The following is a 23061-nucleotide window of genomic DNA, read 5'->3' as shown; positions in this document are numbered from 1 at the left end:
CAGTCTCAGAACTTGTAGACGTCCGACTGCGGGTCGCCGTGGCAGCGCTTGTACTTCTTGCCGGAGCCGCACGGGCAAGCCACGTTGCGCGGGGTGCCGGCGTACATCAGGCCGCCCTCGTCGGCGCCGTCCTGGTGCACCGCGACCTCCTCGTCGCCGTCGATCGTCGGCGCCGAGTAGGACAGCCGCTGCGGGCGGCTGTCGCCGGTCAGACCCTTGGCACGCAGCCGCGGGGTGTCGCGCGGACGCGGCGTGTCCTGTGGCCGGTCCTCGCCCTGGTCCCGGCCGGGGAACTCCGCCACCGGCGCACCGGGGGTCAGGATGTCCTCGATCCGGCGGCCCTCGAGGCTCTCGGCCTCCGCGGCCTCGGTGGCCAGCGCCGCTTCGGCCTGCATCGCCTCGACGTTCACCTCGACGTTGAAGATGAAGGCGACCGACTCTTCCTTGATCGACTCCATCATCGCGGCGAACATGTCGTAGCCCTCGCGCTGGTACTCGACCAGCGGGTCGCGCTGCGCCATCGCGCGCAGGCCGATGCCCTCGCGCAGGTAGTCCATCTCGTACAGGTGCTCACGCCACTTGCGGTCCAGCACGCTCAGCACGACCTGACGCTCCAGCTCGCGCATCGCCTCCGAGCTGAGCGACTCCTCGCGCCGGTCGTACGCCGCCTTGGCGTCGGCGACGAACGCCTCGATCAGGTAGTCCTGGGTCAGGCCGGCCTTGTCACCACCGGCATCCTCGACCAGCTGGTCCTCGGTCAGCTCGGTCGAGTACAGCGTCTTCATCGCGGTGAACAGCGCGTCCAGGTCCCAGTCCTCGGCGAACCCGTCCGCGGTCGCGCCCTGCACGTAGCCGGTGACGGTCTCCTCGAGCATGTCCTGCACCTGGTCACGCAGGTCGGCGCCCTCGAGCACCCGGCGGCGCTCGTCGTACACGACGTGCCGCTGGCGGTTCATCACGTCGTCGTACTTGAGGATGTTCTTCCGGGTCTCGAAGTTCTGCGCCTCGACCTGGGACTGTGCCGACGCGATCGCCTTGGTGACGACCTTGTTCTCCAGCGGCTGGCTGTCGTCGTTGTTGCGGGCCATCGCCCAGTCGACCATCTCGCGCTTGAACAGTCGCATCAGGTCGTCCTCCAGCGACAGGTAGAACCGGGACTTGCCCGGGTCGCCCTGCCGGCCGGACCGGCCGCGCAGCTGGTTGTCGATCCGGCGGGACTCGTGTCGCTCGGTGCCGAGCACGTACAGACCGCCGGCGTCGCGGACCTCTTCCTGCTCGTCCTTGACCTGCTTCTCGAACTGCTCGAGAACCGTCGGGTACTCGGTCTCGTACTCCTCGATCGACTCGGCCGGGTCGATGCCGCGGGCGCGGAGCTCCTTGTCGGCCAGGAACTCGGGGTTGCCGCCGAGGATGATGTCGGTACCGCGGCCGGCCATGTTGGTGGCCACCGTGACCGCGCCCTTGCGGCCGGCCTCGGCGACGATCGCGGCCTCGCGCGCGTGCTGCTTCGCGTTCAGCACCTCGTGCGCGATGTTCTCCTTGCGCAGCTGGGCGGACAGCCGCTCGGACTTCTCCACGCTGGTGGTGCCGACCAGGATCGGCTGGCCGGTCCCGTGCACCTCGACGATGTCCTTGACCACCGCGTCGAACTTGGCGTCCTCGGTGCGGAAGATCAGGTCCCGCTCGTCGGCGCGGATCATCGGCTTGTTGGTCGGGATCGGCACCACGCCGAGGCCGTAGATCTTCTGGAACTCGGCCGCCTCGGTCATCGCCGTACCGGTCATGCCGGCCAGCTTCTCGTAGAGGCGGAAGTAGTTCTGCAGCGTGATCGTCGCCAGCGTCTGGTACTCCTCCTTGATCTCGACGCCTTCCTTGGCCTCGATCGCCTGGTGGAGTCCCTCGTTGTAGCGACGGCCGTGCAGGGTCCGGCCGGTGTGCTCGTCGACGATCAGCACCTCGTTGTCGACGACCACGTAGTCCTTGTCCTTGCGGAACAGGTCCTTCGCCTTCAGCGCGTTGTTCAGGTAGCTGATCAGCGGGGTGTTGGCCGACTCGTACAGGTTGTCGATGCCGAGCCGGTCCTCGACCTTCTCGATCCCGCGCTCAAGGATCGCGACGGTGCGCTTCTTCTCGTCCACCTCGTAGTCGGCGACCGGGCGCTGCTCCTCCGGCACCTTGTCGTCGGCGATCCGGGGCTTCAGCGTGCCCGCGATCCGGGCCATCTCGACGTACCAGCGCTGGGAGTCCTCGGCCGGGCCGGAGATGATCAGCGGGGTCCGGGCCTCGTCGACCAGGATCGAGTCCACCTCGTCCACGATCGCGTAGTTGTGCTCGCGCTGGACGCAGTCGTCGATGCTCTGCGCCATGTTGTCGCGCAGGTAGTCGAAGCCGAACTCGTTGTTGGTGCCGTAGGTGATGTCCTTGCCGTAGGCGACCCGGCGCTCGGCCGGCGTCATCTGCGGCAGGATCACGCCGTAGTCGAGGCCGAGGAAGTGGTACACCCGGCCCATCCACTCGGCCTGGTACTTGGCCAGGTAGTCGTTCACCGTGACCACGTGCACGCCCTTGCCGGACAGGGCGTTCAGGTACGTCGGCAGGGTGCCGACCAGCGTCTTGCCCTCACCGGTCTTCATCTCGGCGATGTTGCCCAGGTGCAGCGCGGCGCCGCCCATGATCTGGACGTCGTAGTGCCGCTGGTGCAGAGTCCGCTTGGCCGCCTCCCGGACGACCGCGAACGCCTCCGGCAGCAGCGCGTCGAGCGACTCCCCGTTCTCGTGCCGCTGCTTGAACTCCGCGGTCTGACCGCGCAACTCCTCGTCGGACATCCCGACGAAGTCGTCCTCGATCGAGTTGACCATCTTCGCGATGCCCTGGAGCTGACGCAGGATCTTGCCCTCGCCGATCCGCAGGACCTTGTCGATCACCTTCATGGTGGGGAGTTCTCTCCTTGCTGCTGAAGCCTGGTTGCGGCCGACGCCGACAGGGCACGGCCGACCTGACGGGAAGGGCGTGCGTCCCCCATCGTACGGGGCCGGGTGTGCCAAGCCACGCCCGCAGCGTGCCCCGGGCCCCAACGGACCCACGCTCAGCCGCGCCGGAAAGTTCCCGGCGTCGCCTCAGGATCCTCGCAGAGCGTCACTCAGCGCTGGCGACAGGTCACCACCACCGGCCACCCGGACCTGGTCCAGCCCGAGGAACCCGGCCAGCTGGATCAGCTCCGCGGCCAACTCGTCCGCGGTCTCGACCGGCGCCTTCGGCTCGGCGTGCGCCGATTGGACCAGCAGCACCCCGGCAGCCCGGTCCGACTTGAGGTCCACCCGCGCGACCAGCCGGTCCCCGAGCAGGAAGGGGAGCACGTAGTACCCGTAGATCCGTTTCTCGGCCGGCACGTAGATCTCGATCCGGTACCGGAAGTCGAACAGCACCTCGGTCCGGGTCCGCTCGAACACCAGCGAGTCGAACGGGCTGACCAGCGCCCGCGCGTTCACCCGCCGCGGCAGCCGCGCGTCCCGGTGCAGGTACGCCTGCCGCTTCCAGCCGTCGATCTGGACCGGAATCAGCTCACCTGCCTCGACGAGCTCCTGGATCGCCTGCGCAGTCGGCCCGGGCGCCGTCCGGAAGTAGTCCTTCAGGCACTGCGCCGTCGACACTCCGTGCGCCCGCGCCGCGATCGACACCAGCCCACGGTGCGCCTCGTCGAGCGACGGCGTCGGTGTCGCCAGCACGGCGCTCGGCAGCACCCGCTCGGGTACGTCGTACATCCGCTCGAACTGCTGGTTGCGCCGGGCCACCGTGATCTCGCCGGCGAAGAAGAGGAACTCCAGCGCCCGCTTCACATCGGACCAGTTCCAGCCCCAGTTCTCCTTCGACCGCTCGACGTCGTCGTCGATTTCGCGCGCGGTCAGCGGACCGTGGTCACGGACGTCCGCCATCACCTGCTTGAGGAGATCCGGCCGCTCACGGGCGATCGACCGCGGACCACCCCAGGCCTCGGTTGCGGCATTGGCCATCCGCCAGCGCATCAGCGGGTGGGTCTCGACCGGGACCAGCGACGCCTCGTGTGCCCAGTACTCCACCAGGCGGCGGGGCGCCTTCCCGGCGGCACGGTCGAGCAGCTCCCGCGGATACGGACCCAGGCGGGAGTACAGCGGCAGGTACTGCGCGCGGCTCACCACGTTGACGGAGTCGATCTGGATCAGGCCGATCCGGCCGAGCACCCGGGCCAGCGCCCGCATGTCCGGCACACCCTTCGGCCGCGGATCCATGAAACCCTGCGCCGCCAGCGCCACGCGCCGCGCCTGAGCCGTCGACAACACCTGGCTAGTCACAGCAGGGATTCTGCCGGGACCCACCGACAATTACCGGCGACCATCACCGGCGGTCGCCGTCGACGGTGTCCTGGACCCGGATGATCAGCACGAGCTCGGCCACCTGCGGCGGGATCGGCCACGGGAACAGACCGCGCGCGGCCAGATCCTCCAGGGAGCGGAACGGACCGCGGTGGGTCCGATCGGCGGCGATCAGCGCGGCGTGCTCGGCGGAGACGCCGGGCAGCGTCCGCAGGACCGCCTCGGGCGCATCGTTGATGTCGATCAACCCGCCGTCCTCGAACTGGTTCGGCAGGTCGGGGCGCCCGATCCCGAGCTGGCGGGCGATCTGCGGGTGCTCGGCCGCGAGTTGGCGCCCGTACTGCCGGCGCGTCTCGTCTTCCGGAGCCTGCCGGGGCTGCCTCGGCACGATCACCGCCAGGTGCACGGCACAGACCAGTGCGGAGGCGATCACCAGCGTGACGCCGAGACCGTCCTTGGTGCTGGTGATCTCGTCGCTGCTCGAGTCGATCATCACGGCGCCGACGATCGTCGCGGCCAGATACCCCGCGGCTGCCAACCCGAGGCGGGTACTGCGTCGCCGTACCGCCACGACGCCCATCGCCGGACCGCCCAGCATCCCGATCGACAGAACCGGGACCGCCGCGACAAGGAACTTCAGTGCCCAGTCCCGCAAACGCAACCGCTCCCCGTGCGCCGCCGGCGGAACGAAGGGCGCTGCGGGAGTGTGCGACCACGGCGCGGGGTCGGCTACGGGTGGGGCAGCGGCTGGCATGGGCGGTGGTGGCGTGGAGGCGGCGAGGGTGGGATCGTCTTGCAGGATCCGTTGGTGGAGGTCTTGGAGGTGGCGGCTCGGGTCCACGCCGTGGGTGTTGACCAGCAGGGTGCGAATCTCGCGGTAGGCGGCCAGCGCTTCTGCCTGGCGGCCGGCGCGGTACAGGGCAAGCATCTGTACGCCGCGCAGCCGCTCGCGCAGCGGGAACTCGGCAACCAGGCGGGACAGCTCCGGCAGCAGGCTCTGCTGGTGCCCCAGCTCGAGCTCAACCTCGGCCCACTCCTCCACAGCCGCGGCGCGTTCGTCGGCGAGCCGAGCGCGGGCGGCCTCGAAGTACGCGCCGGTCAGACCGGCCAGCGGCTCCGCCTGCCACAACGACAGTGCCGTCCGAAGCTCCGCAGCGGCCTCAGCCAGGCGACCCTCGGCATGCAGCCGACCCGCCGTACGGACGTGCTCGCTGAACAGGTCGACGTCGGTGTCCCCAGGGGCGACGGCTAGCTGGTAGCCGCCGTCGGTCAGGGTCAGCAGCCGACCGGACGATCTCGGTGCCCGCTCCGGCTCCAGCACCCGGCGCAGTCCGGCGACGTACTTCTGTACGACGTTCGGGCCGTTCTCCGGCGGGTCGTCGCCCCAGACGAGGTCGATGATCCGGCTCGGCGGGACCGGCCGGTTGGCGGAGAGCAGGAGACTCGCCAGTACGGCGCGCTGCTTGGCCGGACCGAGATCCAGCTCGCGCGACCCACGACGGGCCCGCACCGGTCCGAGCAAGGAGAACCGGACAGAGTCGTCGACCGCCCCTGGCACTGGTCAGCACCCTCCCGATCCGCTCAGACCGAGCTGCCCTCAGCCCGACGGCAGTCTATCCAGCAGCGGGTCGGCAGGCGGACCGCAGTCGCGCGCAGTCGGACGGCGGCGGGAAGGCAGTGCGCGGATCCACGCTCTTGGACGAAACGAGAACGAGCACCGGCCGGATGCCGGCGTACCGAAAGGTGAGTCCGAGACATGTCCTTCCCCTGGATCCGCACCGCCGCGGCGGTTGCCACGATCGCGCTGGTCACGACCAGTTGCGGCCCCGACGCCGACTCCGCCGGCGACGGCAAACCGGCTGTCACCACCTCGGCGACAGCGCCTCGCAGTACTCCGACCTCGTCGCCGGCCAACGCAGGGCTGGAGAACCTGCCGGTCCGGACGATCATGAAGAAGACCCGGGCGGCGTCCCTGGCGGCGACCAACCTGCGGATGCGCGGCACCATCGACGACACCGACGGTCTGATGACCTTCGACATCACCCTGACCAAGGGTGGCGGCGAGGGCACCTTCACCCTCGCGGGCGCGTCGTACTCCGTCCGCGCGATCGGCAAGGCCGTCTATCTGCAGTTGTCCGAGTCGGCGATCCGCGCACAGGCGAAGGCCGAGAAGAGCAGCCCGGCCGAGACCGCGCGGACCGTCCGACTGCTGAAGAACAAGTGGATCAAGCTGTCGAAGGTCGACAAGGGCACCCAGGACATGGTCGACCTGGTCACCCCCGGCCGGTTCTTCACGGCGGTCTTCGGCGAGGACGACACGGACACGGCCGCCCCGCCGCGCAAGGTCGCGGCGCGGACGGTCGACGGCGTCCGGTGCGTCGGGCTCACCGACTCCGGCGCCGAGATGTGGATCGACACCGAGACCGCCCGGCTGGTCCGTATGTCCGATGGCAAGAACCGGTTCAGCTTCAGCGCCTACGGCAAGGCGCGGACGCCGAAGGCTCCCGCGAAGAGCCAGGTGCTCGACGGCAAAACGATCGGGCTGTGACTGGGCTGTGACTGGGCCGGTGATCGGGCCGCCGGCCGGCACGGGGCACCGGCCGGCGGCCATAACTCGGGAGTTACCGCAAGTGGGAGGTGCGCTACGCACGGTGTTCGGGAGACGCTCCCAGGAGGCCGCGCCGCCCGCGTGGCCCCTATCAACCTGGAGTGAGGCATGACAGGAAGAGTGCAGTTGGTCCGGGCCGCCCTGGCGGCCGGTGTGCTGGCCGTGGCGTCCCTCGGTGCGGTGGCCGTAGCCGGCTCCGCGTCGGCCGCGCAGTCGCCCGACGGGCCGAAGACCCGGATCGTCGGCGGCACGGTCGCCAAGACCGCGGACACCCCCTGGGCGATTGCCCTCAACAACAGCGGCTCACCGTCCCCGAGCGGTCAGTACTGCGGTTCGACGCTGGTCGCCGCGAACAAGATCGTCACCGCCGCGCACTGCGCCCAGGAGGCGGCAAGCACCTACACGGCGATCCAGGGCCGGGACGTGCTGACCGCGTCCGGCGGCAAGGAGTCCAAGATCAGCAGCATCTGGGTGGACCCGGCGTACGGCAAGGAGCCCGGTCACGACGTTGCAGTGATGACGCTGGCCACGCCGTTCGACGGCGTGCCGACGCTGGCGCTGGAGACCGACAAGGCGGCGGACGCGGCCGGTGCGGCGTCGGTCGTGTACGGCTGGGGTGAGACCGAGGCCACCGGGCCGGCGGACACCTTCCAGAAGGTCGACGTGCCGGTGCTGGGTGACGCGTACTGCGAGAAGGCGTACGCCAGCGAGGGGTACACCGCGGACGGCGAGATCTGCGCCGGGTTCGAGGAAGGCGGCAAGGACTCCTGCCAGGGTGACTCCGGCGGCCCGCTCGTCCTCAACGGCCGCCTGTTCGGCGTCGTCTCCTGGGGCGTGGGCTGCGCCGACGCCGGCAACCCGGGCGTCTACGCAGAGGTAGCCACCTACGCGACCGCTCTCCAGGCCCAGATCGACAGCTAGAAACGCTCGGCGCAGGCTCGCGGCGCCGAGAGACCTTCAGGGGAAGGATGAGGGGCCGGGCGGGTGCCCGGCCCCTCGTAACTGTGCTCCTCCCGCAGTTCGCGGCCTGGTGTCAGACGGCCAGGCGGATGACGCCGTAGTCGTAGCCGCGGCGGCGGTACACGACGCTGGGCTGGTTCTCGTCGGCGTCGACGAACAGGTAGAAGTCGTGTCCGACCAGTTCGAGCTCGTAGAGCGCCTGGTCCAGGGACATCGGCTTGGCGGTGTGGGTCTTCTCGCGCATCACCAACGGACCGTCACCGGTCACCGTCAGCGATCCGAACTTGTACGTCGCCACCTCGTCCTCGGCGGCTGGTTCCTCCACTGGAGCTGTCTCATTGAGTGGCTGCTTCGCGTTCACGTGCCGAAGGCCCTCCGGCGCCCGCTCACCACGGTGTACCCGGCGGCGGTCGGCCGCCTTGCGGACCTGCGCCCGCAGCCGGTCCAGGCAGACGTCGAACGCTGCCGACTTGGTCTCGCCGGTCGCTTCGGCGCGGACCACCGGTCCCTTCGTGTACATGGTGAGCTCGACACGCATCGCCCGATCGTGCTGTCGCGGGTTCTTCTCCTGGCTGACTTCTACCTCGCACCGCAGTACCCGGTGATCGACCTTCTCGATCCGCTCGAGTTTTTCCTCGACGTACTGCCGGAAGCGGTCACTGACCTCGCAGTGATGACCCTTGACAACGACGTCCACGGAAACCTCCATCGATCGGCGACTTCTTGTTACGTCTCCGGACCCCCGTTTGCCTTGTGTCGGTTGCGGTTGGGGCGCCCGAAACGAGAACACCCGCGAGCGGACCGATCGGACTCCGCGGTGAGGATTCCGGCTGATCCGGCCCTGCACCACATCCCTGCCCGACAGTCCCTAGCGGGTGTCATAGGCCAACGCTAGTCGGCTTCGGCGAAAACCGGTAGGGAAGTTCTCATGAACCAGACGGCCGGCGCCGCCGGGTCGCGGCCAGCACCGCGCAGCCGAGCACCCGGATTCCGGTCGATTCCAAGGCCCGGCCCGCCTCGGCCAGCGTGGAACCGGTGGTGATCACGTCGTCGACCAGCAGGACCGGCTGATCCGTCAGCGTTTCAGCCCAGCGCGAACGAGCCGCGAAAGCCCCGTCCAGGTTGGCGGTACGGCGTTGCGCGGACAACCCGGCCTGGTCGTCGGGACGCCGTACGACGGTCAGCGCGGCCGCGGGACGGGCGTCGATTCCCTGTCGCCGCAGGGATCGCGCGGCCGCTCGGGTGATCCGGCGCAACGGGTCGTGCCCGCGCTGCCGGACCGTCGATCGCGCGGACGGCACCGGGCACAACCACACCGCCCGCCGCTCTCCAAGAGCAGCACGTACGGCGGCTGCCAGCACCGCCCCGAGTGGCCGGGCCAGCGCATACCGGGCCTCCTCCTTGTGGGCGATGATCAGCTTGCGCAACTCATCGGCGTACGGCGCACTCGCGATGGGTGGAGGCAGTCCGGACGGTCGCGGGTCCGGCCAAGCACGGAACGGAGTCACCGAGGTCAGTAGCTCCCGGCAACGACCACACAGAGTGACACCGGGCCGATCGCAGCCCGCGCAGCGTCCACCCAGGACGAGATCCACGAACGCGTCCCGCACCGGCACCGCTCAACGATCCGCGACCGGACCGCCATGCGCAACCTGGTCAGTCACCGCCTGTGGACAACTCAGCCCGGGTAGGTCGGCACGATCGGGGCCGCGTTGGCATCGTTGTCCATGTCGACCCAGGTGAGGTCGCGGGTCTGCCAGTGCAGCTGACCCTTCACGTCCTCGACCACCGGCAGGGTGTCCTTGTTCAGGTTCGACGCCAGCAGCGCGGTCTCGAACCCGGACGACGCGCCCGGCAGCAACTGTCGACCGGAGCCGTCGGTGTTCACCAGCCAGGGCTGCCGCATGTTGCCGACGTCGGGCGACGTCCCGGCGACCAGGATGCCTAGCTTGTTCCAGGCTGCGTCGGTGATGGCAGTGAGCGGCAGCTGGAGCTGGCGGAGCTGCCCGAGCACCAGCTTGCCGCCGCTGGCGGTCTGGATCGTCCCGGTCTGCACGTAGTTCTCGCCGGTGGTCTTGGACCGCATCACCAGCAGCGCCCGGACGCCGTCCGGAGCCATCCGCAGCGCCACCGGTGCGTCGCCGTGGAAGCTGGTGGTCACGTCGGCGAGTGCGGTGCCGTCGCGGTTGCGGACCCGCAGTCGCGGCACGGGGCCGTCCGCGCGGTCCAGGACCCAGAGGTTGTCCTGGTTGTCGAAGCTCGGCCGCAGCACCCGGCCCTCGGTCTGGATCTTCCGGACCTGCTCGGACTTGTCGTCCTCGGTGCTCTCCAGCCGGGCGTACGCCACCACCTTGTCGCCGTCCTCGGTGGTCACGATGGCGCCGGAGTCGCCGCGCAGGCTCACTGCGAACGACTCGGCCTGGTAGTCGTACAGCCTGCTGCTGTTCAGCGGGCGGGCGGCGATGTCGGACGCTCCGTCCAGCCCCTCGATCCGCTGGATCCGGCCGGAGCGGACGCCGAACAGCTCGGTCATCGCGCCGTCGGGCACCTGCGGGTCGTAGTTTCCGAAGTTGGAGAACGGCAGCACGTCCGGCTCGTCGGGCAGCAGCGGGGCGCCGCTGACCGTGATCTTGACCCGCAGGTTGATCTGGTTGAGGGTCCAGACGATCTGGGCCGCGAGCAGGCGCCGTTCGGTGTCTCGCAGCGGAGCCGCCGCTTCGTTCAGGGCCACCGTCGCGACGCCCACCTCCACCGGCACCGACACCTGGACCGCTGTTCCCGGCGGGGCCAGCGAGATCGCGCCGTTGCCGAGCCGCCTGGTCGGGCCCTTCAGCAGCTCCTGGACGAGCTGGGTGGCGGCCTGGCCGGCCGACAGGTTCACCGGCAGGTAGACCGGGTCGGGGACGAGCATGTCCTTGCCCGGGTTGAAGAAGTAAAGGTTGCGCGGGGCAAGCTTCGGGTCGAGCTGGTTGCTGCTCAGGTAGACCCCCGGTGGCGGAGTCGCGACCCGCCACTGGCCGTCCACCTTGACCAGCTTGAAGGTGAAGTCGACCCGGGCATCGACCTTCGCCGGGGTCCAGGAGCCGCGGTCGTCGATGGCGGCGATCATGCCTGCCCGCAACCGGACCTGGTCGGCGCGCACGCTGCTGACTGCGTCCCGCGCCTGCTGGTACACCACAGTCTGCGACTCCGGCTTCCAGGCGGCCGCAGCCTCCGGGGTCAGGTACTGCCGGGCCACGTCAAAGGCCCGGGAGTCCGACATCGCCTCCAGGAAGCCGTTCACCAGTTGCAGCGGCTGGGCATCCGCTCGCGGCGGCTTGGCCTCCACGCCGACGCCGCCGAAGTCCGGCGCCAGGCCCTCCCGGCCGGCGTTGCGGATGGTGCCCTTGGTCGGCACCGTCGCGCAGCCGGTGGCCAGCAGCAGGACCGCCAGCACTGCCGCAAGCAGCTTCCGCCTCACCGGTCCTCACCCCCGGTCAGCTTCTGGTACGGCGCTCCCACGTCGACGAGGGACTTCTCCGTCACCACGCGGCTGGCGTCGGCCGGGCGCGCGGGCAGCGGCGACCCGGACAGCGTGACATCTGGCCGCCGCGGCAGCGTCAGCCGGAAGTACGCCCCGTCGCCGGGCGAGCCCCAAGCGTCCAGGCGTCCGCCGTGCAGCCGAGCGTCCTCCAGCGCGATGGACAGGCCGAGCCCGGTGCCGCCGGTGGTCCGGGCCCGGGCCGGGTCGGCCCGCCAGAACCGGCTGAACACCATCTCGGCCTCCTCGGGCCGGAAGCCGACGCCGTGGTCGCGGACCGCGACGGCGGCCGCGTCGTCGTCGCACGCCGTACTGATTCGGATCGGCAGGCCTTCGCTGTGCTCGATCGCGTTGCCGATCAGGTTGCGCAGGATCCGCTCGATCCGGCGCGAGTCGACCTGGGCCCGGCACGGCTCCGGCATGTCCAACTGGACCTCGCAGCCCTTGCGTTCCAGCAGGGCCTCGTGGTTCTCCAGCACCCGGTTGACGATGTCGCGCAGGTCCACGTCCTCCAGGTCGAGGGCGGCCGCACCGGCGTCGAAGCGGCTGATCTCGAGCAGGTCGGCGAGCAGCTCCTCGAAGCGGTTGAGCTCGTTCTGCAGCAGCTCGACCGAGCGCCGGCTGATCGGGTCGAACTGGTCCCTGCTCTCGTGCAGCAGGTCGGCGGCCATCCGGACCGTGGTCAGTGGCGTGCGCAGCTCGTGCGAGACGTCGGAGACGAACCGGCGCTGCAGCCGGGACAGCTCCTCGAGCCGGCGGATCTGCCGCTGCAGGTTGCCGGCCATCTTGTTGAAGGAGACCGCCAGCCGGGCCAGGTCGTCGGTGCCACGGACCTGCATCCGCTCCTCGAGCTTGCCGGCCGCCAGCCGCTCCGCGATCCGCCGCGCCATCCGGACCGGGGTGACCACCTGGCGGGTGACCAGCCAGGCGACGGCACCGAGCAGGACGACCAGCAGCAGGCCGGCGGTGACCAGCGCGCGCTGGACGACGTCGAGCGTCTCCTGCTGCGGGGTGAGCGGGAAGAGGAAGTAGACCGCGTACCGCTCGGTGGGTGCGGTCGGGACCCGGAGCTGGGAGCCGATCACCAGGCCGGGCACGCTGGGCCCGTCGCGGTAGTTGATGACCGTGTAGGTGTCCCACAGCTTGGTGTCGTCGCTCATCACCGACGACGCCAGCTCGGTCGGGATCGAGTCGCTGTCGACGAGGCCGGTGTAGCGGATCGCGTTGGTCGACGACGAGTCGCCCGGCACCAGCAGGACGTCGTACAGACCCGGGCGGTTGGTGCCGAGCACGAGCTCGGACAGTCGCTGGTTGATGGTGTTCGGGTCGGCGGCGGCGGCGTCGATCGTGTTGGACAGCGAGGCGAGCTGCGCGATCGCCTCCGCCTGGGCGCTGGTACGGCGAGACTCCAGCACGCCGTCGGTGACCTGGCTCATCATCACCCAGCCGACCAGGATCAGCACGACGGTCGACATCAGCAGGGTGCCGGTGACGATCCGGGCCTGGATGGACCGGCGCCAGATGTCCGGCCAGTGCTTCGGGTGCGTGCGCCACAGCGGCTGCGGGTAGGCAGGCCAATCGGCCACGGCGGCGGTGAGCTCGAGCTCCGTCCCGCGGGTCTCCGCCGTCTCCTGCTCGGCCGGGGCCGGTGGCTGCTGCTCCGGCCCGACCGTGGCGGCCGGGGCGTCGGCGGCCGCCTGCGACTCTTGGTCGCGTCCGTACTCGATCAGTCCGCACCCGCCTTGTAGCCGACACCGCGGACCGTCACCACGATCTCGGGGTGCTCGGGGTCCTTCTCGATCTTGGAACGCAGTCGCTGGACGTGCACGTTGACCAGCCGGGTGTCGGCCGCGTGCCGGTAGCCCCAGACCTGCTCCAGCAGCACCTCGCGGGTGAACACCTGCCAGGGCTTGGAGGCCAGGCAGACGAGCAGGTCGAATTCCAGCGGGGTCAGCTGGATCGTCTCACCGGCCCGCTTCACCGAGTGCCCGGCCACGTCGATGGTCAGGTCGCCGATGGTCAGCGACTCCGGACCGGGTTCGTCCATCCGGCGCAGCCGGGCCCGGATCCGGGCCACCAGCTCCTTCGGCTTGAACGGCTTCACCACGTAGTCGTCCGCGCCGGACTCCAGACCCAGCACCACGTCCACGGTGTCGCTCTTCGCGGTCAGCATCACGATCGGGACGCCGGACTCGGCCCGGATCGCCCGGCAGACGTCGATCCCGTCCATCCCGGGCAGCATCAGGTCGAGCAGCAACAGGTCCGGTTTGAACTCCCGGAACGCCGGTACCGCTTTGTCACCGGTCGCGCACAGATAGGTGTCGTAGCCCTCGTTGCGCAGCACGATGCTGAGCATTTCCGACAACGCCGTGTCGTCGTCGACGATGAGGATGCGACCTCGCATCGTCCGGTTACCGTCTGCCACGCCCTGCTCCTTGCCGTCCGATCGTTGTGCGCCCAGCGGATGCTGACCGTACGCACTACGGATAGTGTCCCATTCCCCGGGTAATGCACGCGCCGGATCGCCGAGTGACCCCGGTTTGGGCTGTGATCATGGTGCACAGCCCTGGCCCGGGACAACTTATGGACTACACGGTCCAGCCGGGCCCGCGGTTCGACGGAGGGAGGTGACGGGTGACGGACATCAGCCTGCACGAGGACCCGGCGGCGGAGCCGCTGCGGCCGTGGCTGCCCGCGGACCTGCTCGACAACGCCGCCCGGACCATCTCCGACAACAAGACGATCATGCTGGGCCTCCCGGTGCTGTCGGCCGTCGCCCTGCTCGCGGTCCAGGCCGTGCTGACCGAGATCGCCGTACCGGGTGGGATCAGTGGGTTCTTCGGAGCCGAGGACCCGTTCCAGCAGGCCGGTGCGGCGCTGCTGCTCACGTACGGCGTCCAGCTGGTGCTGTTCACCGTCGTGTCGAGCATGCTGGCCGGCATCATCGCGCTGGCCGCAGTACGGAGCCAACTGGCCCACGGGGTCGGGCCACTGGAGCTGCTGCGGCTGGTCCGGCCCGCGCTGCCCGCACTGGCCGCGGTCGGGCTGGTGCAGTCGCTGTCGTTCATCTTGCTGATCGGCGGCTGGGGTCTGGCCGTGGTCGGCATCGGTTCCGGGGCCGAGTCCGCGGTGTCGTCCGACGTGGCCGGTGCGGTGGCGATCGTGATGATGCTGCTCGGCGCGGTGTTCGTGCTGATCTTCGGCATCCGGTTGCTGCTCGCCGGGACCGTCGTACTGATGGAGGGCCGGCACGCGCCGGACATCGGGCTCCACATCCCGGCCCGGGTGGGCGTCTGGGGTTCGCTGAAGCGGTCCTGGCAGCTGGTGAAGGGCAAGTTCTGGCGAGTGTTCGGCATCCTGCTGTTCGGTGGGCTGGTGGTGAACATCGTCAGCTACGCCCTGCAGTTCGGCGTCACCACGCTGGTGATGACGGTCGGTTCCTGGGCCGACGGCAGCGAGAGCAGCAGCGCGACGATCGCCGCGGTCGTGCTCGGTGTCGCCGCCGGGCTGGCCACCGCGATCACGCTGATCGCCACCTTGGCCTTCATGTCCGCCGTCCAGGCCCTGATCTACCTGGACCTCCGGGTACGGCGGGAGGGCCTCGATCTGTGGATGCGGCCGGTGCTGCGTCCGATTCAGGGCCCGACTCAGGGACCTGAAGGTACGCCGTGATCATCCTGGAGCCCCCGATCGACATCGGCCGGGACCAGGCTGCCGCCGAGGCGGCCGAGGAGCTGTCCAAGTCGGCGTACCGGCAGTCCGGCGACTCGCTGATCGAGCGGGCGTTGAGCAAGGTGATCGAGTGGATAGCCGACCTGATGGGCAGCCTGTCCGGGACGTCGCCGGGCGGCCACGCCGGCCTGTACATGCTGATCGGGCTGATCATCCTCATCGCGATCGTGGTGCTCTGGCGGGCCGGTGTGCTGCGGACCAGCCAGCGCATCAAGGGTCAGGCGGTCTTCGACACGGCCAGGCCGCGTCGTGCGGCGGAGTACCGGGCGCAGGCCGAGCGGGAGGCCGCCGGTGGCGACTATGCGCTCGCTGTTCGCAGCCGGTTCCGTGCCTGTGTGGCGGAGCTGACCGAGCGGACCATTCTGGACGAGCGGGCGGGCCGGACTGCGTACGAGGTGGTGGCCGACGCGGGCCGCGCCGTACCGTCCCTGCGAGACCCGTTGCAGCCCGCGGCGCTGGCGTTCACCGAGGTTGTCTATGGCAACCGTCCTGGTACGCCGGAGCGGTACGCAGTCGTCGTCGCAGCTGACAACGCAGCCCGGACGGCCAAGGCGTTGGTGCAAGCGTGAATACGGCGGTCGGACGAAGTGCTGGTGAGAGCTGGCGGTTCTTGCGGGTGCCACTGCTCGTCACTGGCCTGATCGTGCTGGCGGCGATCGTCATCCTGATCGCGACCGCCGCACGGACTTCCGGACCGTTCAGCCCGGACTCCACCGAGCAGAACGGAGCACGTGCTCTCGCGGCGCTGCTGGAGAAGCACGGCGTCAACGTGCAGGGCACCGAGGACCTGAACGACGCACTGGCTCCAGGAGCCGGTCAGACCTTGCTGATCGGGCCGATGGGTCAGCTGGATCGCTCTGACTGGGAGCGGATCGCCCACGCAGGCTGGAGCCACATCGTCCTCATCCGACCCGGCTCTCGTGCTCTGGAGGCGCTGGCGCCTGGTGTGCGGGACTCCGGTCAGTACCTGGCCTCGGGCAGCCGGGATCCGGACTGCGACCTGCCTGCCGCGGTCAAGGCCGGCACGGTGAACGTCAGCGGATCCACGTACTCCGCGCCCTCCACAGCCCAGGCTTGCTACGGCGACGGCATCACGAACACGGTCGTCCGCTTGGAGACCGACGACCAGATCGTCGACGTGGTGGGGTCGCAGCGCTCGTTCACCAACGACCAGCTCGCTGACGACGGCAACGCGGCGCTCGCACTCAACCTGATCGGCACCCACGAGGACCTGACCTGGTATTTGCCGCAGTGGGAGTCGAGCGGGTACGACGGGCCCGACGAGGACGCGCCACCACTTGTCCCGCCGGATGTCCGGTACATCGGGTGGGCTCTGGCCTTCGCCGTACTCGTCGTAGCGATCTGGCGTGGTCGGCGGCTCGGTCCGGTGGTTGCCGAGCGGCTGCCGGTCATCGTGCACGCTGCGGAGACCACTGAGGGCAGGGCTCGGCTCTACCGACGCTCACGCGCCCGCGACCGTGCCGCGGCCGCTCTGCGTGAGTCAGCCCTCGGGAAGCTGCACCAGGCGCACGGGATCCCGCGGCGCGCCGACCCATCTGCTGTGGTCGCGACTGTTGCCGCGCGCACCGGCCGGGACCCGGCCATGCTGTACGAACTGCTCTACGGCCTTCCACCACTGAGCGACGCCGCCCTGATGTCCTTGTCCTACGAACTCGACGTACTGACGCAGGAGGTACGACACCCGTGACGACTACCGAGGTCACCGCCGAGCAGGCCAGGCAGGCCCTGGTCGCCTTGCGGACCGAGATCGGCAAGGCGGTGGTCGGCCAGGACACCGCGGTGACGGCGCTCGTGCTCGCGCTGCTCTGCCGCGGGCACGTGCTGCTGGAAGGCGTCCCGGGTACGGCGAAAACCCTGATGGTGCGGGCGTTGTCGATGGCCATGCGGCTGGACACCAAGCGGGTGCAGTTCACCCCGGACCTGATGCCGGGTGACGTCACCGGTTCGCTGGTGTACGACGCGAAGAGCAGTGAGTTCGAGTTCCGGCCGGGTCCCGTCTTCACCAACATCATGCTGGCCGACGAGATCAACCGGACGCCGCCGAAGACGCAGGCCGCACTGCTGGAGGCAATGGAGGAGCGGCAGGTCACTGTCGACGGTGAGCCGCGCAAGCTGCCGGTGCCGTTCGTCGTCGCCGCTACGCAGAACCCGATCGAGTACGAAGGCACCTATCCGTTGCCGGAAGCCCAACTCGACCGGTTCCTGCTGAAGGTGACGCTCGACATCCCGCCGCGCGATGCGGAGATCGCCGTACTGGCTCGGCATGCGCAGGGCTTCGACCCGCGGGACCTCGTTGGGGCCGGACTGCGGCCGGTGGCCGGCCCGGAGGACCTGCTGGCCGGGCAGAACGCCGTACGGCGGGTTGCGGTCCGGGAGGACGTGTTGGCGTACGTGGTGGATCTCTGCCGGGCCACTCGGCAGTCGCCGTCGCTGCAGCTCGGTGTGTCGCCGCGTGGGGCCACCGCGTTGCTGGCGGTGTCGCGGGCGTGGGCGTGGTTGTCGGGGCGTGACTACGTGATTCCGGATGATGTGAAGGCGATGGCGCGTCCTTGCCTTCGGCATCGAGTACAGGTGCGGCCGGAGGCGGAGCTCGAGGGCGTCAGCGCTGACGCCGTACTCGAGAGCGTCCTGGCTACGGTGCCGGTGCCACGCTGATGGTTCTCACTGGCAGGGCTGGGCTGCTCGCTGGCGCGGGCGTGGTCTTCGTTGCTCTGCTCATGCCGAGCTGGGGCGGCGTCGGCGTGGTGGTCGCGGTCGTGCTGGTGGTCTGCCTGGTCGACATCCTGCTGGCCGGTTCGCCCCGGCGGTTGCAGCTCAGCCGTGAGGGCGACAACGCCGTACGGCTGGGTGAGCCGGCTGTGGTGCAGTTGCTGGTCGCCAACCCGGGTCGACGGGTCAAGGGGCTGCTGCGCGACGCGTGGCCGCCGTCGGCCGGCGTACAGGATCCACCGCACAAGCTGGACCTGCCGCATGGTGAGCGGCGGCGGCTGACGACGCATCTGCTGCCCACCAGGCGGGGTGACCGGCAAGCGCATCGGGTGACGATCCGGTCTGTCGGTCCGCTGGGGTTTGCTGGACGGCAGGGGTCGCACTCGGTGCCGTGGACGGTGCGGGCCTTGCCGCCGTTCACGAGCCGCAAACACCTGCCGTCGCGGCTGGCGCGGTTGCGGGAGCTGGACGGGCGGACTGCCTTGCTGGTGCGTGGGCAGGGGACCGAGTTCGACTCGCTGCGGGACTACGTGCCTGGGGACGACGTCCGGAGCATCGACTGGCGGGCGACGGCTCGGCGCGGCAACGTCGTACTGCGAACCTGGCGACCGGAACGCGATCGTCAGGTCGCCATCGTGATCGACTCCGGCCGGATGTCGGCCGGGCGGGTTGGGGATGCGCCTCGGCTCGACCATGCGATGGATGCGGCGTTGCTGCTGGCTGCGTTGGCTACTCGTGCCGGCGACCGGGTTTCCTTGCTGGCTTGCGATTCGGCGGTGCGTGCCGACGTACGGCGACCGGCGCCGGAGGACGTGCTGCCGTCGTTCGTGAACGCACTGGCGAACGTCGAGGCCGAGCTCGTGCAGACGGACTTCCGGGTCGTGGTGTCGCAGGTACTCGAGCGGCTGGGCCAGCGCTCCCTCGTCGTACTCCTGACCGGCCTGGACCCCGCCGTGATCGAGGAATCCCTGCTCCCGGTGATCGGTCCCCTCCTACGCCGCCACGTCATCGTCCTGGCCTCAGTCGCCGACCCACGCCTCACCGAACTCGAGTCCACCCGCTCCGACCTCATCGAGGTCTACGGCGCCGCCTCAGCCGCCCGCACCCGCCTCGACCGCGAACGAGTAACCGCCATCCTCACTCGAGCCGGCGTCACCGTAGTAGACGAGCCCCCCGCCCAAATCGCCCCCGCGTTGGCCGACACCTACCTATCCCTCAAGAAAGCCGGCCGCCTCTAGTCCTCCCCACACGCCACCCACCCAACTCCCCCTTGCTGCTATCGCCGCGTCCCGCGTTGTGCGGTCCTCCCGCGCGGGCTGCGATCCGCCAGCAGATCCGCGACATACCGGAAGCCTGCCGACCACCTCGACCGCCGGCCAACGCACACACATGCCGATGAGCGGGCGCCTCGAAGGTCCAACCCATAGAATCTTCGAGAAGAGCGCTATCGCATCGATGAGTCGAATCGTGAACCAAGACGAGACCTCCGACGTGCGACTGTTCGCGGTCATGCAAGACGGCAGCGAGTCGCCGGCCTTTTACGTGCGCTCTGCAGGCAAGCTCCTGCCAGCCATTGATGTCATTCCGGCCGACCATGACCACCGGGCGTGCGCCGGCGAGTTGGCCACGAGACACACCAAGCCGAGTCCACTGGGCATCGCGTCTCGACTCGGTATGGACTATTTCGTCGTCGAGGTTCCCCACGGCTCCACCGAGGAGCCCCTGACGGCGTGGCGAGTGGACAGCAAGATCTACTTCGACAAACGGGAGGCTCGGCGCGCGCTCTACGCCAGCATCGGGCCAGATCCCTCGAGCCGAGAATGGCGCAAGGCACTCAAGTTGGCGGGCCTGGATCCGGACGCCTGAGCAGCCGGGATCCTGCGAAACTCCGGTCTCGGATCGGCGATCGGACGCACGTCGGCGATGTCGTCCATCAGTCCGGTCATGCGGGCGGCACCAATCGTCTTGTCGACTTGAGGACCGACCTGCTGAGATCCCGCACGGCCACGCCTACTGCGTGGCCAGACTGCGAGTCGTCGAAGAACCGATCGAAGTCACCGCGCGGCGTCGAATGTCCCGCCCAAGGGGGTCGGGTAGGGCCGTCCCTCACCGTCTTGCAACTCGACGTACGTCGGCACCGCCGACAGCAGCCGCCGTTGCCGTGTCCGGTCACGGTCGACCTCGAAGGATTCGCGGCGGGAAGTGGTCACGGCCCTTGCGACGGACGACACAGACGAGGATGCAGGACCATCGGCTTTGTATCAGGCGGGCGCTGGGCCGCTCCGAACAGGTAAATGAACGAGACGCGGTTGACGCCGAAGCCGAGGACCACCAGGGCACAACTGCCGGATCAACGGATCGACTCACGAGTACGTCGTTGAAATGCGCACAGTGGGAGACAGCGCCGCTGTCATTACCGCCCTGGCTGTTTTCGCGGAAACCATCGCTGGGTGCTTTGCGTTCGTTGTCAGGCGAGCGGTTGCGGCCCAATTCGACCTCGAGGTTTTTTTAGCGTGAGTTGGTCCCTTGCAGCCCAGTTGCCCCGGCAGGACACTGGCACAAGGGTCTTCATCCCGTCGGGCGCGCGTGGCCGTTTGCGACGGGAAAAGGGGGAGAGACACGATGGGGACAACAGGCATCGATCAGGTTCCTGCGCCAAGGGAAAGCACCCGTCCGGCATGCACGCCCCCTGTGCCACCGATGGTGCGACGCGCCCACAAGCGCCTGGATCTCCGCGTGGCAGCCTTGACCGCGATCCTGTGCGCTTCATTAATCACGGCCTGCTCGTCCGACGCGGCCAACAACTCCGCTGACTCGCCGCCCACGGAAACACCATCCTCGGGAGGTCCGACCGAATCAGGCTCTCCGGTAACGACGCCCACAACGGCAACAAGGTCGACGGCTCCTCCATCGCCGACGCCCACAAGGGCAACCGGGTCGACGGCTCCCCCATCGCGGCCGACCTCAAGGGGAACCGGGTCGACTGCTCCTTCATCGCGGCCGCCCTCAACGCTTCGGACGTACAAGCCAGGCACTGTCTCGCCGACCGCCAAACCTCCACGATCCCCCAGCGGGGTTATCTCGCTCGGAAACATCGGCGGTCCCACGGTCGACAGTAAGCACCCGAATCAGTCGACCGGGCATTTCGTCCCCAGCACCAGCCCACACTGCATCCTGATCAACAACTTGAGCCCGCTCAAGGAGCTCACGATCGTGAGCGTCAGTTTTCAGGTCGACCTGGCCGGGTCCGGCACTGCGGGCCCGTTGCAGTTCGCCGATCACAACACCGACCAGAACTGCGGCTGGCTCCACGCCTATGCCGCCCCTTCGAGTGTCCGCGCCCCCACTTGCAAGGGAGAGACCTTGCCGACCTTGCAGCCAATCACCAGGAGCCTATTCGAAAGTCCAGGATGCGTGCTTCGGCTGAATGTTCCGGCCCCGGACAGTGACGTCGACAGGACCGGCCACTTCACCTTCGTCCTCCAGACGCAGTGTGTCGACCGCGTCGTCGCTCCGTGCGACCGCCTGACTGAGCCGCCGACGGCGGACCACCCCGTGACTGTCCAATGGCGCCCCAGCCCCTTCTACGTCGCGGCCTGTGGCCCTGGCTACCAGCACGATATCGAGCCTATTGCGGCACAAGGGAAATGCCCCGACAAGGCCCCGTCGTCGTGAGCCGATCGACCAGCCGGCGTCCGCCCCCGGCGCCTCGGCCGGACCACTCCGCAGAACAACCAGTGCCCGCCACCACGACGGCGGCGAATGGCCAGCCAGCAGCGACAACGAGTGCGGGTCCGGGCACAAGCAACCCGTCTGACCCGGCTGCCGCAGGGTTGAGCCGGTTGCGGCTCGCAGTCACCGTCTTGGGGCCGATCACCATCGTGACGGCACTTCTGTACTACTACGGCTACGTCACCACGTATGCGGAGTACGCCTACTTCGGCGTGAATGTCGAGCTTCTCGACTACTCGAGCGCTGACTACGTTCTGCGGAGTCCGGCGTCCTTGTTCGTACCGCTGCTGGTGCTCTTGATTCTCATCGGGTTGGGTTACTGGGCGCATCTGAGCCTCGCGGGCTGGGATCTGCAGACCACGCATCCACGCCGAGCCAGGGTCGTCTTCTGGGCGGCCATCGTCGGAGCCGCCGCTCTCTTGTTCCGAGCGGCCCTTGGCATCGTTGACGGGAACGTCTCCGCCCACGAGCTGATCGGAACGACCCCCACAGCACTGGGACTGGGTACCCTCCTCGCGCTGTACAGCTTCCGGTTCCGACCGGCGAAACAACCCACCTCAGGGCCGGGACAGACTTCGATTCCGATCTCAACGGTGGCCTGGGTCATCGGCTGGTGCATCGTGATCGCCAGCCTGTTCTGGCTGGTCAACAGTTTCGCGAGCGCCTACGGACGCGGGATCGGCCAGGACACTCAAAAGGGTCTGACCGACCAGCCTGAGGTCATCCTGCACACCCGCAGTCAACTGGTCGTGGAGGCGCAGGGACTGGACCCCCCGGACGTTCTTTGCGAAAGCAAGATCGACTCCAAGGATTACCCCTACCGGTACATCAACCTACGTCTCCTCGCCACATCCGAAGACTCCTACTTTCTCGTTCCGGTGACCTGGACCAAGGACCGGGGGATCGTGATCATGGTGAAGAAGAGCGATGCTTCGCTGCAGCTCATGGACTGGCCAGGCGTGCAGCCATGTGACACATAGAACTCGCAACACCTGCACGAGCCGACCGACGGCGGGGCGATTCCCGTACTGCGCCGGATACGACAACACGCCTGAGCTGCCCAGTGCTCTCAACGAAATCGCTGCCGCCATCGCCACCGAGCTGCTCGTCCCGGCTCCAGCCCCGGGACGACTGAACTGCTCCCCGACCTGCCAGGCCTGTGCAGGTACAGGCGGAATGCCGACACCATCCTCGTCCGCTCGCCGCAACGTCCTCACATCCCGCATACCGCACGCTCATGCCCAGATGGGGCATTGGGGTGCTGGTACAAATGCGCGACCATGCTGTCGGAAGGAGCCTGCGTTCGGGCACCGAGGTGTACCGAAACCGGCTAAGCCTCGATCCACCGATGGTCTGGGGTGAGTTGGCTGGAGTGGGCGCGCCGTAGCGCGAGAATGCCCTTGCGTGCTGGGAGATTGGGACTTGCGACA

At 68.8% G+C, this 23061-nt stretch carries 18 protein-coding genes; 9 read left to right on the top strand and 9 right to left on the bottom strand.

What is annotated here, in order from left to right:
* Positions 1 to 5 precede the first annotated feature (5 nt).
* The 3 genes from secA to ACIBL3_RS40090 form a co-directional block, all read right to left on the bottom strand.
* A complete protein-coding gene (gene secA, locus ACIBL3_RS40100; protein ID WP_396359216.1) occupies positions 6 to 2930 on the bottom strand; it encodes a preprotein translocase subunit SecA in 2925 nt (974 codons plus the stop codon).
* A 186-nt stretch (positions 2931 to 3116) separates the two neighbouring features.
* Positions 3117 to 4265 carry a winged helix-turn-helix domain-containing protein gene (locus ACIBL3_RS40095; RefSeq protein ID WP_396359306.1) on the bottom strand — a complete coding sequence of 383 codons (1149 nt, stop codon included), beginning with the start codon at positions 4263 to 4265 and terminating at the stop codon, positions 3117 to 3119.
* A 106-nt stretch (positions 4266 to 4371) separates the two neighbouring features.
* Positions 4372 to 5907 carry a BTAD domain-containing putative transcriptional regulator gene (locus ACIBL3_RS40090; RefSeq protein ID WP_396359215.1) on the bottom strand — a complete coding sequence of 512 codons (1536 nt, stop codon included), beginning with the start codon at positions 5905 to 5907 and terminating at the stop codon, positions 4372 to 4374.
* Between the two features lie 198 nt (positions 5908 to 6105).
* On the opposite strand from ACIBL3_RS40090, the gene ACIBL3_RS40085 reads away from it, so the two are divergent.
* Positions 6106 to 6897: a hypothetical protein gene (locus ACIBL3_RS40085; RefSeq protein WP_396359214.1), complete on the top strand. Its 792-nt coding sequence runs from the start codon at positions 6106 to 6108 to the stop codon at positions 6895 to 6897.
* 168 nt (positions 6898 to 7065) lie between these two features.
* Positions 7066 to 7878, top strand: a complete 813-nt coding sequence (locus ACIBL3_RS40080; RefSeq protein ID WP_396359213.1) for a S1 family peptidase — start codon at positions 7066 to 7068, stop codon at positions 7876 to 7878.
* Between the two features lie 112 nt (positions 7879 to 7990).
* Here ACIBL3_RS40080 and hpf read toward each other — a convergent pair whose 3' ends face one another.
* The 5 genes from hpf to mtrA all read right to left on the bottom strand — a co-directional run bounded on the left by hpf (position 7991) and on the right by mtrA (position 13841).
* The gene (hpf, locus tag ACIBL3_RS40075; RefSeq protein WP_396359212.1) at positions 7991 to 8614 is read right to left on the bottom strand and encodes a ribosome hibernation-promoting factor, HPF/YfiA family; all 624 of its coding nucleotides are present in this window, start codon (positions 8612 to 8614) and stop codon (positions 7991 to 7993) included.
* 229 nt (positions 8615 to 8843) lie between these two features.
* Positions 8844 to 9425, bottom strand: a complete 582-nt coding sequence (locus ACIBL3_RS40070; RefSeq protein ID WP_396359211.1) for a ComF family protein — start codon at positions 9423 to 9425, stop codon at positions 8844 to 8846.
* A gap of 170 nt (positions 9426 to 9595) precedes the next feature.
* Positions 9596 to 11377 (bottom strand): LpqB family beta-propeller domain-containing protein, encoded by a 1782-nt coding sequence (locus tag ACIBL3_RS40065; protein ID WP_396359210.1) that lies wholly within the window; start codon positions 11375 to 11377, stop codon positions 9596 to 9598.
* Positions 11374 to 13023 carry an MtrAB system histidine kinase MtrB gene (mtrB, locus tag ACIBL3_RS40060; RefSeq protein WP_396359209.1) on the bottom strand — a complete coding sequence of 550 codons (1650 nt, stop codon included), beginning with the start codon at positions 13021 to 13023 and terminating at the stop codon, positions 11374 to 11376. Before mtrB ends, ACIBL3_RS40065 begins: the two co-directional genes overlap by 4 nt.
* A gap of 140 nt (positions 13024 to 13163) precedes the next feature.
* Entirely contained in the window at positions 13164 to 13841 is a 678-nt protein-coding gene (gene mtrA, locus ACIBL3_RS40055; RefSeq protein WP_141859693.1) for an MtrAB system response regulator MtrA, read from the bottom strand.
* Positions 13842 to 14071: 230 nt separating this feature from the next.
* On the opposite strand from mtrA, the gene ACIBL3_RS40050 reads away from it, so the two are divergent.
* The 6 genes from ACIBL3_RS40050 (at position 14072) to ACIBL3_RS40025 (ending at position 19765) form a co-directional block, all read left to right on the top strand.
* Positions 14072 to 15109 carry a hypothetical protein gene (locus ACIBL3_RS40050; RefSeq protein WP_396359208.1) on the top strand — a complete coding sequence of 346 codons (1038 nt, stop codon included), beginning with the start codon at positions 14072 to 14074 and terminating at the stop codon, positions 15107 to 15109.
* Positions 15106 to 15738, top strand: coding sequence for a DUF4129 domain-containing protein (locus tag ACIBL3_RS40045; protein WP_396359207.1), 633 nt, complete (start codon positions 15106 to 15108; stop codon positions 15736 to 15738). Before ACIBL3_RS40050 ends, ACIBL3_RS40045 begins: the two co-directional genes overlap by 4 nt.
* Positions 15735 to 16877 carry a DUF4350 domain-containing protein gene (locus ACIBL3_RS40040; RefSeq protein WP_396359206.1) on the top strand — a complete coding sequence of 381 codons (1143 nt, stop codon included), beginning with the start codon at positions 15735 to 15737 and terminating at the stop codon, positions 16875 to 16877. Before ACIBL3_RS40045 ends, ACIBL3_RS40040 begins: the two co-directional genes overlap by 4 nt.
* Positions 16874 to 17845, top strand: a complete 972-nt coding sequence (locus ACIBL3_RS40035; protein WP_396359205.1) for an AAA family ATPase — start codon at positions 16874 to 16876, stop codon at positions 17843 to 17845. The genes ACIBL3_RS40040 and ACIBL3_RS40035 overlap by 4 nt, the downstream gene beginning before the upstream one ends.
* Positions 17845 to 19137, top strand: a complete 1293-nt coding sequence (locus ACIBL3_RS40030; protein WP_396359204.1) for a DUF58 domain-containing protein — start codon at positions 17845 to 17847, stop codon at positions 19135 to 19137. The genes ACIBL3_RS40035 and ACIBL3_RS40030 overlap by 1 nt, the downstream gene beginning before the upstream one ends.
* 229 nt (positions 19138 to 19366) lie before the next feature.
* Entirely contained in the window at positions 19367 to 19765 is a 399-nt protein-coding gene (locus ACIBL3_RS40025; protein WP_396359203.1) for a hypothetical protein, read from the top strand.
* A gap of 776 nt (positions 19766 to 20541) precedes the next feature.
* Here the strand turns inward: ACIBL3_RS40025 and ACIBL3_RS40020 are convergent.
* On the bottom strand, positions 20542 to 20994 hold the full coding sequence (locus ACIBL3_RS40020; protein WP_396359202.1) for a hypothetical protein: 453 nt from the start codon (positions 20992 to 20994) through the stop codon (positions 20542 to 20544).
* A gap of 747 nt (positions 20995 to 21741) precedes the next feature.
* On the opposite strand from ACIBL3_RS40020, the gene ACIBL3_RS40015 reads away from it, so the two are divergent.
* Positions 21742 to 22611 carry a hypothetical protein gene (locus tag ACIBL3_RS40015; RefSeq protein WP_396359201.1) on the top strand — a complete coding sequence of 290 codons (870 nt, stop codon included), beginning with the start codon at positions 21742 to 21744 and terminating at the stop codon, positions 22609 to 22611.
* Positions 22612 to 23061: the final 450 nt, after the last annotated feature.

Origin of the sequence: Kribbella sp. NPDC050124 (genome assembly GCF_044460355.1) — a bacterium.
GTDB lineage: Bacteria > Actinomycetota > Actinomycetes > Propionibacteriales > Kribbellaceae > Kribbella.
The sequence above is the reverse complement of the archived record's forward strand: the minus strand, read 5'-3'. Positions and strand labels throughout refer to the sequence as shown.

Coding starts and splice junctions, on each gene's coding strand:
- ACIBL3_RS40085 (WP_396359214.1), top strand. CDS start 6,106: ATGTCCTTCCCCTGGATCCGCACCGCCGCGGCGGTTGCCACGATCGCG.
- mtrA (WP_141859693.1), bottom strand. CDS start 13,841: ATGCGAGGTCGCATCCTCATCGTCGACGACGACACGGCGTTGTCGGAA.
- ACIBL3_RS40095 (WP_396359306.1), bottom strand. CDS start 4,265: ATGGATCCGCGGCCGAAGGGTGTGCCGGACATGCGGGCGCTGGCCCGG.
- ACIBL3_RS40020 (WP_396359202.1), bottom strand. CDS start 20,994: ATGTTTCCGAGCGAGATAACCCCGCTGGGGGATCGTGGAGGTTTGGCG.
- secA (WP_396359216.1), bottom strand. CDS start 2,930: ATGAAGGTGATCGACAAGGTCCTGCGGATCGGCGAGGGCAAGATCCTG.
- ACIBL3_RS40080 (WP_396359213.1), top strand. CDS start 7,066: ATGACAGGAAGAGTGCAGTTGGTCCGGGCCGCCCTGGCGGCCGGTGTG.
- ACIBL3_RS40030 (WP_396359204.1), top strand. CDS start 17,845: ATGGTTCTCACTGGCAGGGCTGGGCTGCTCGCTGGCGCGGGCGTGGTC.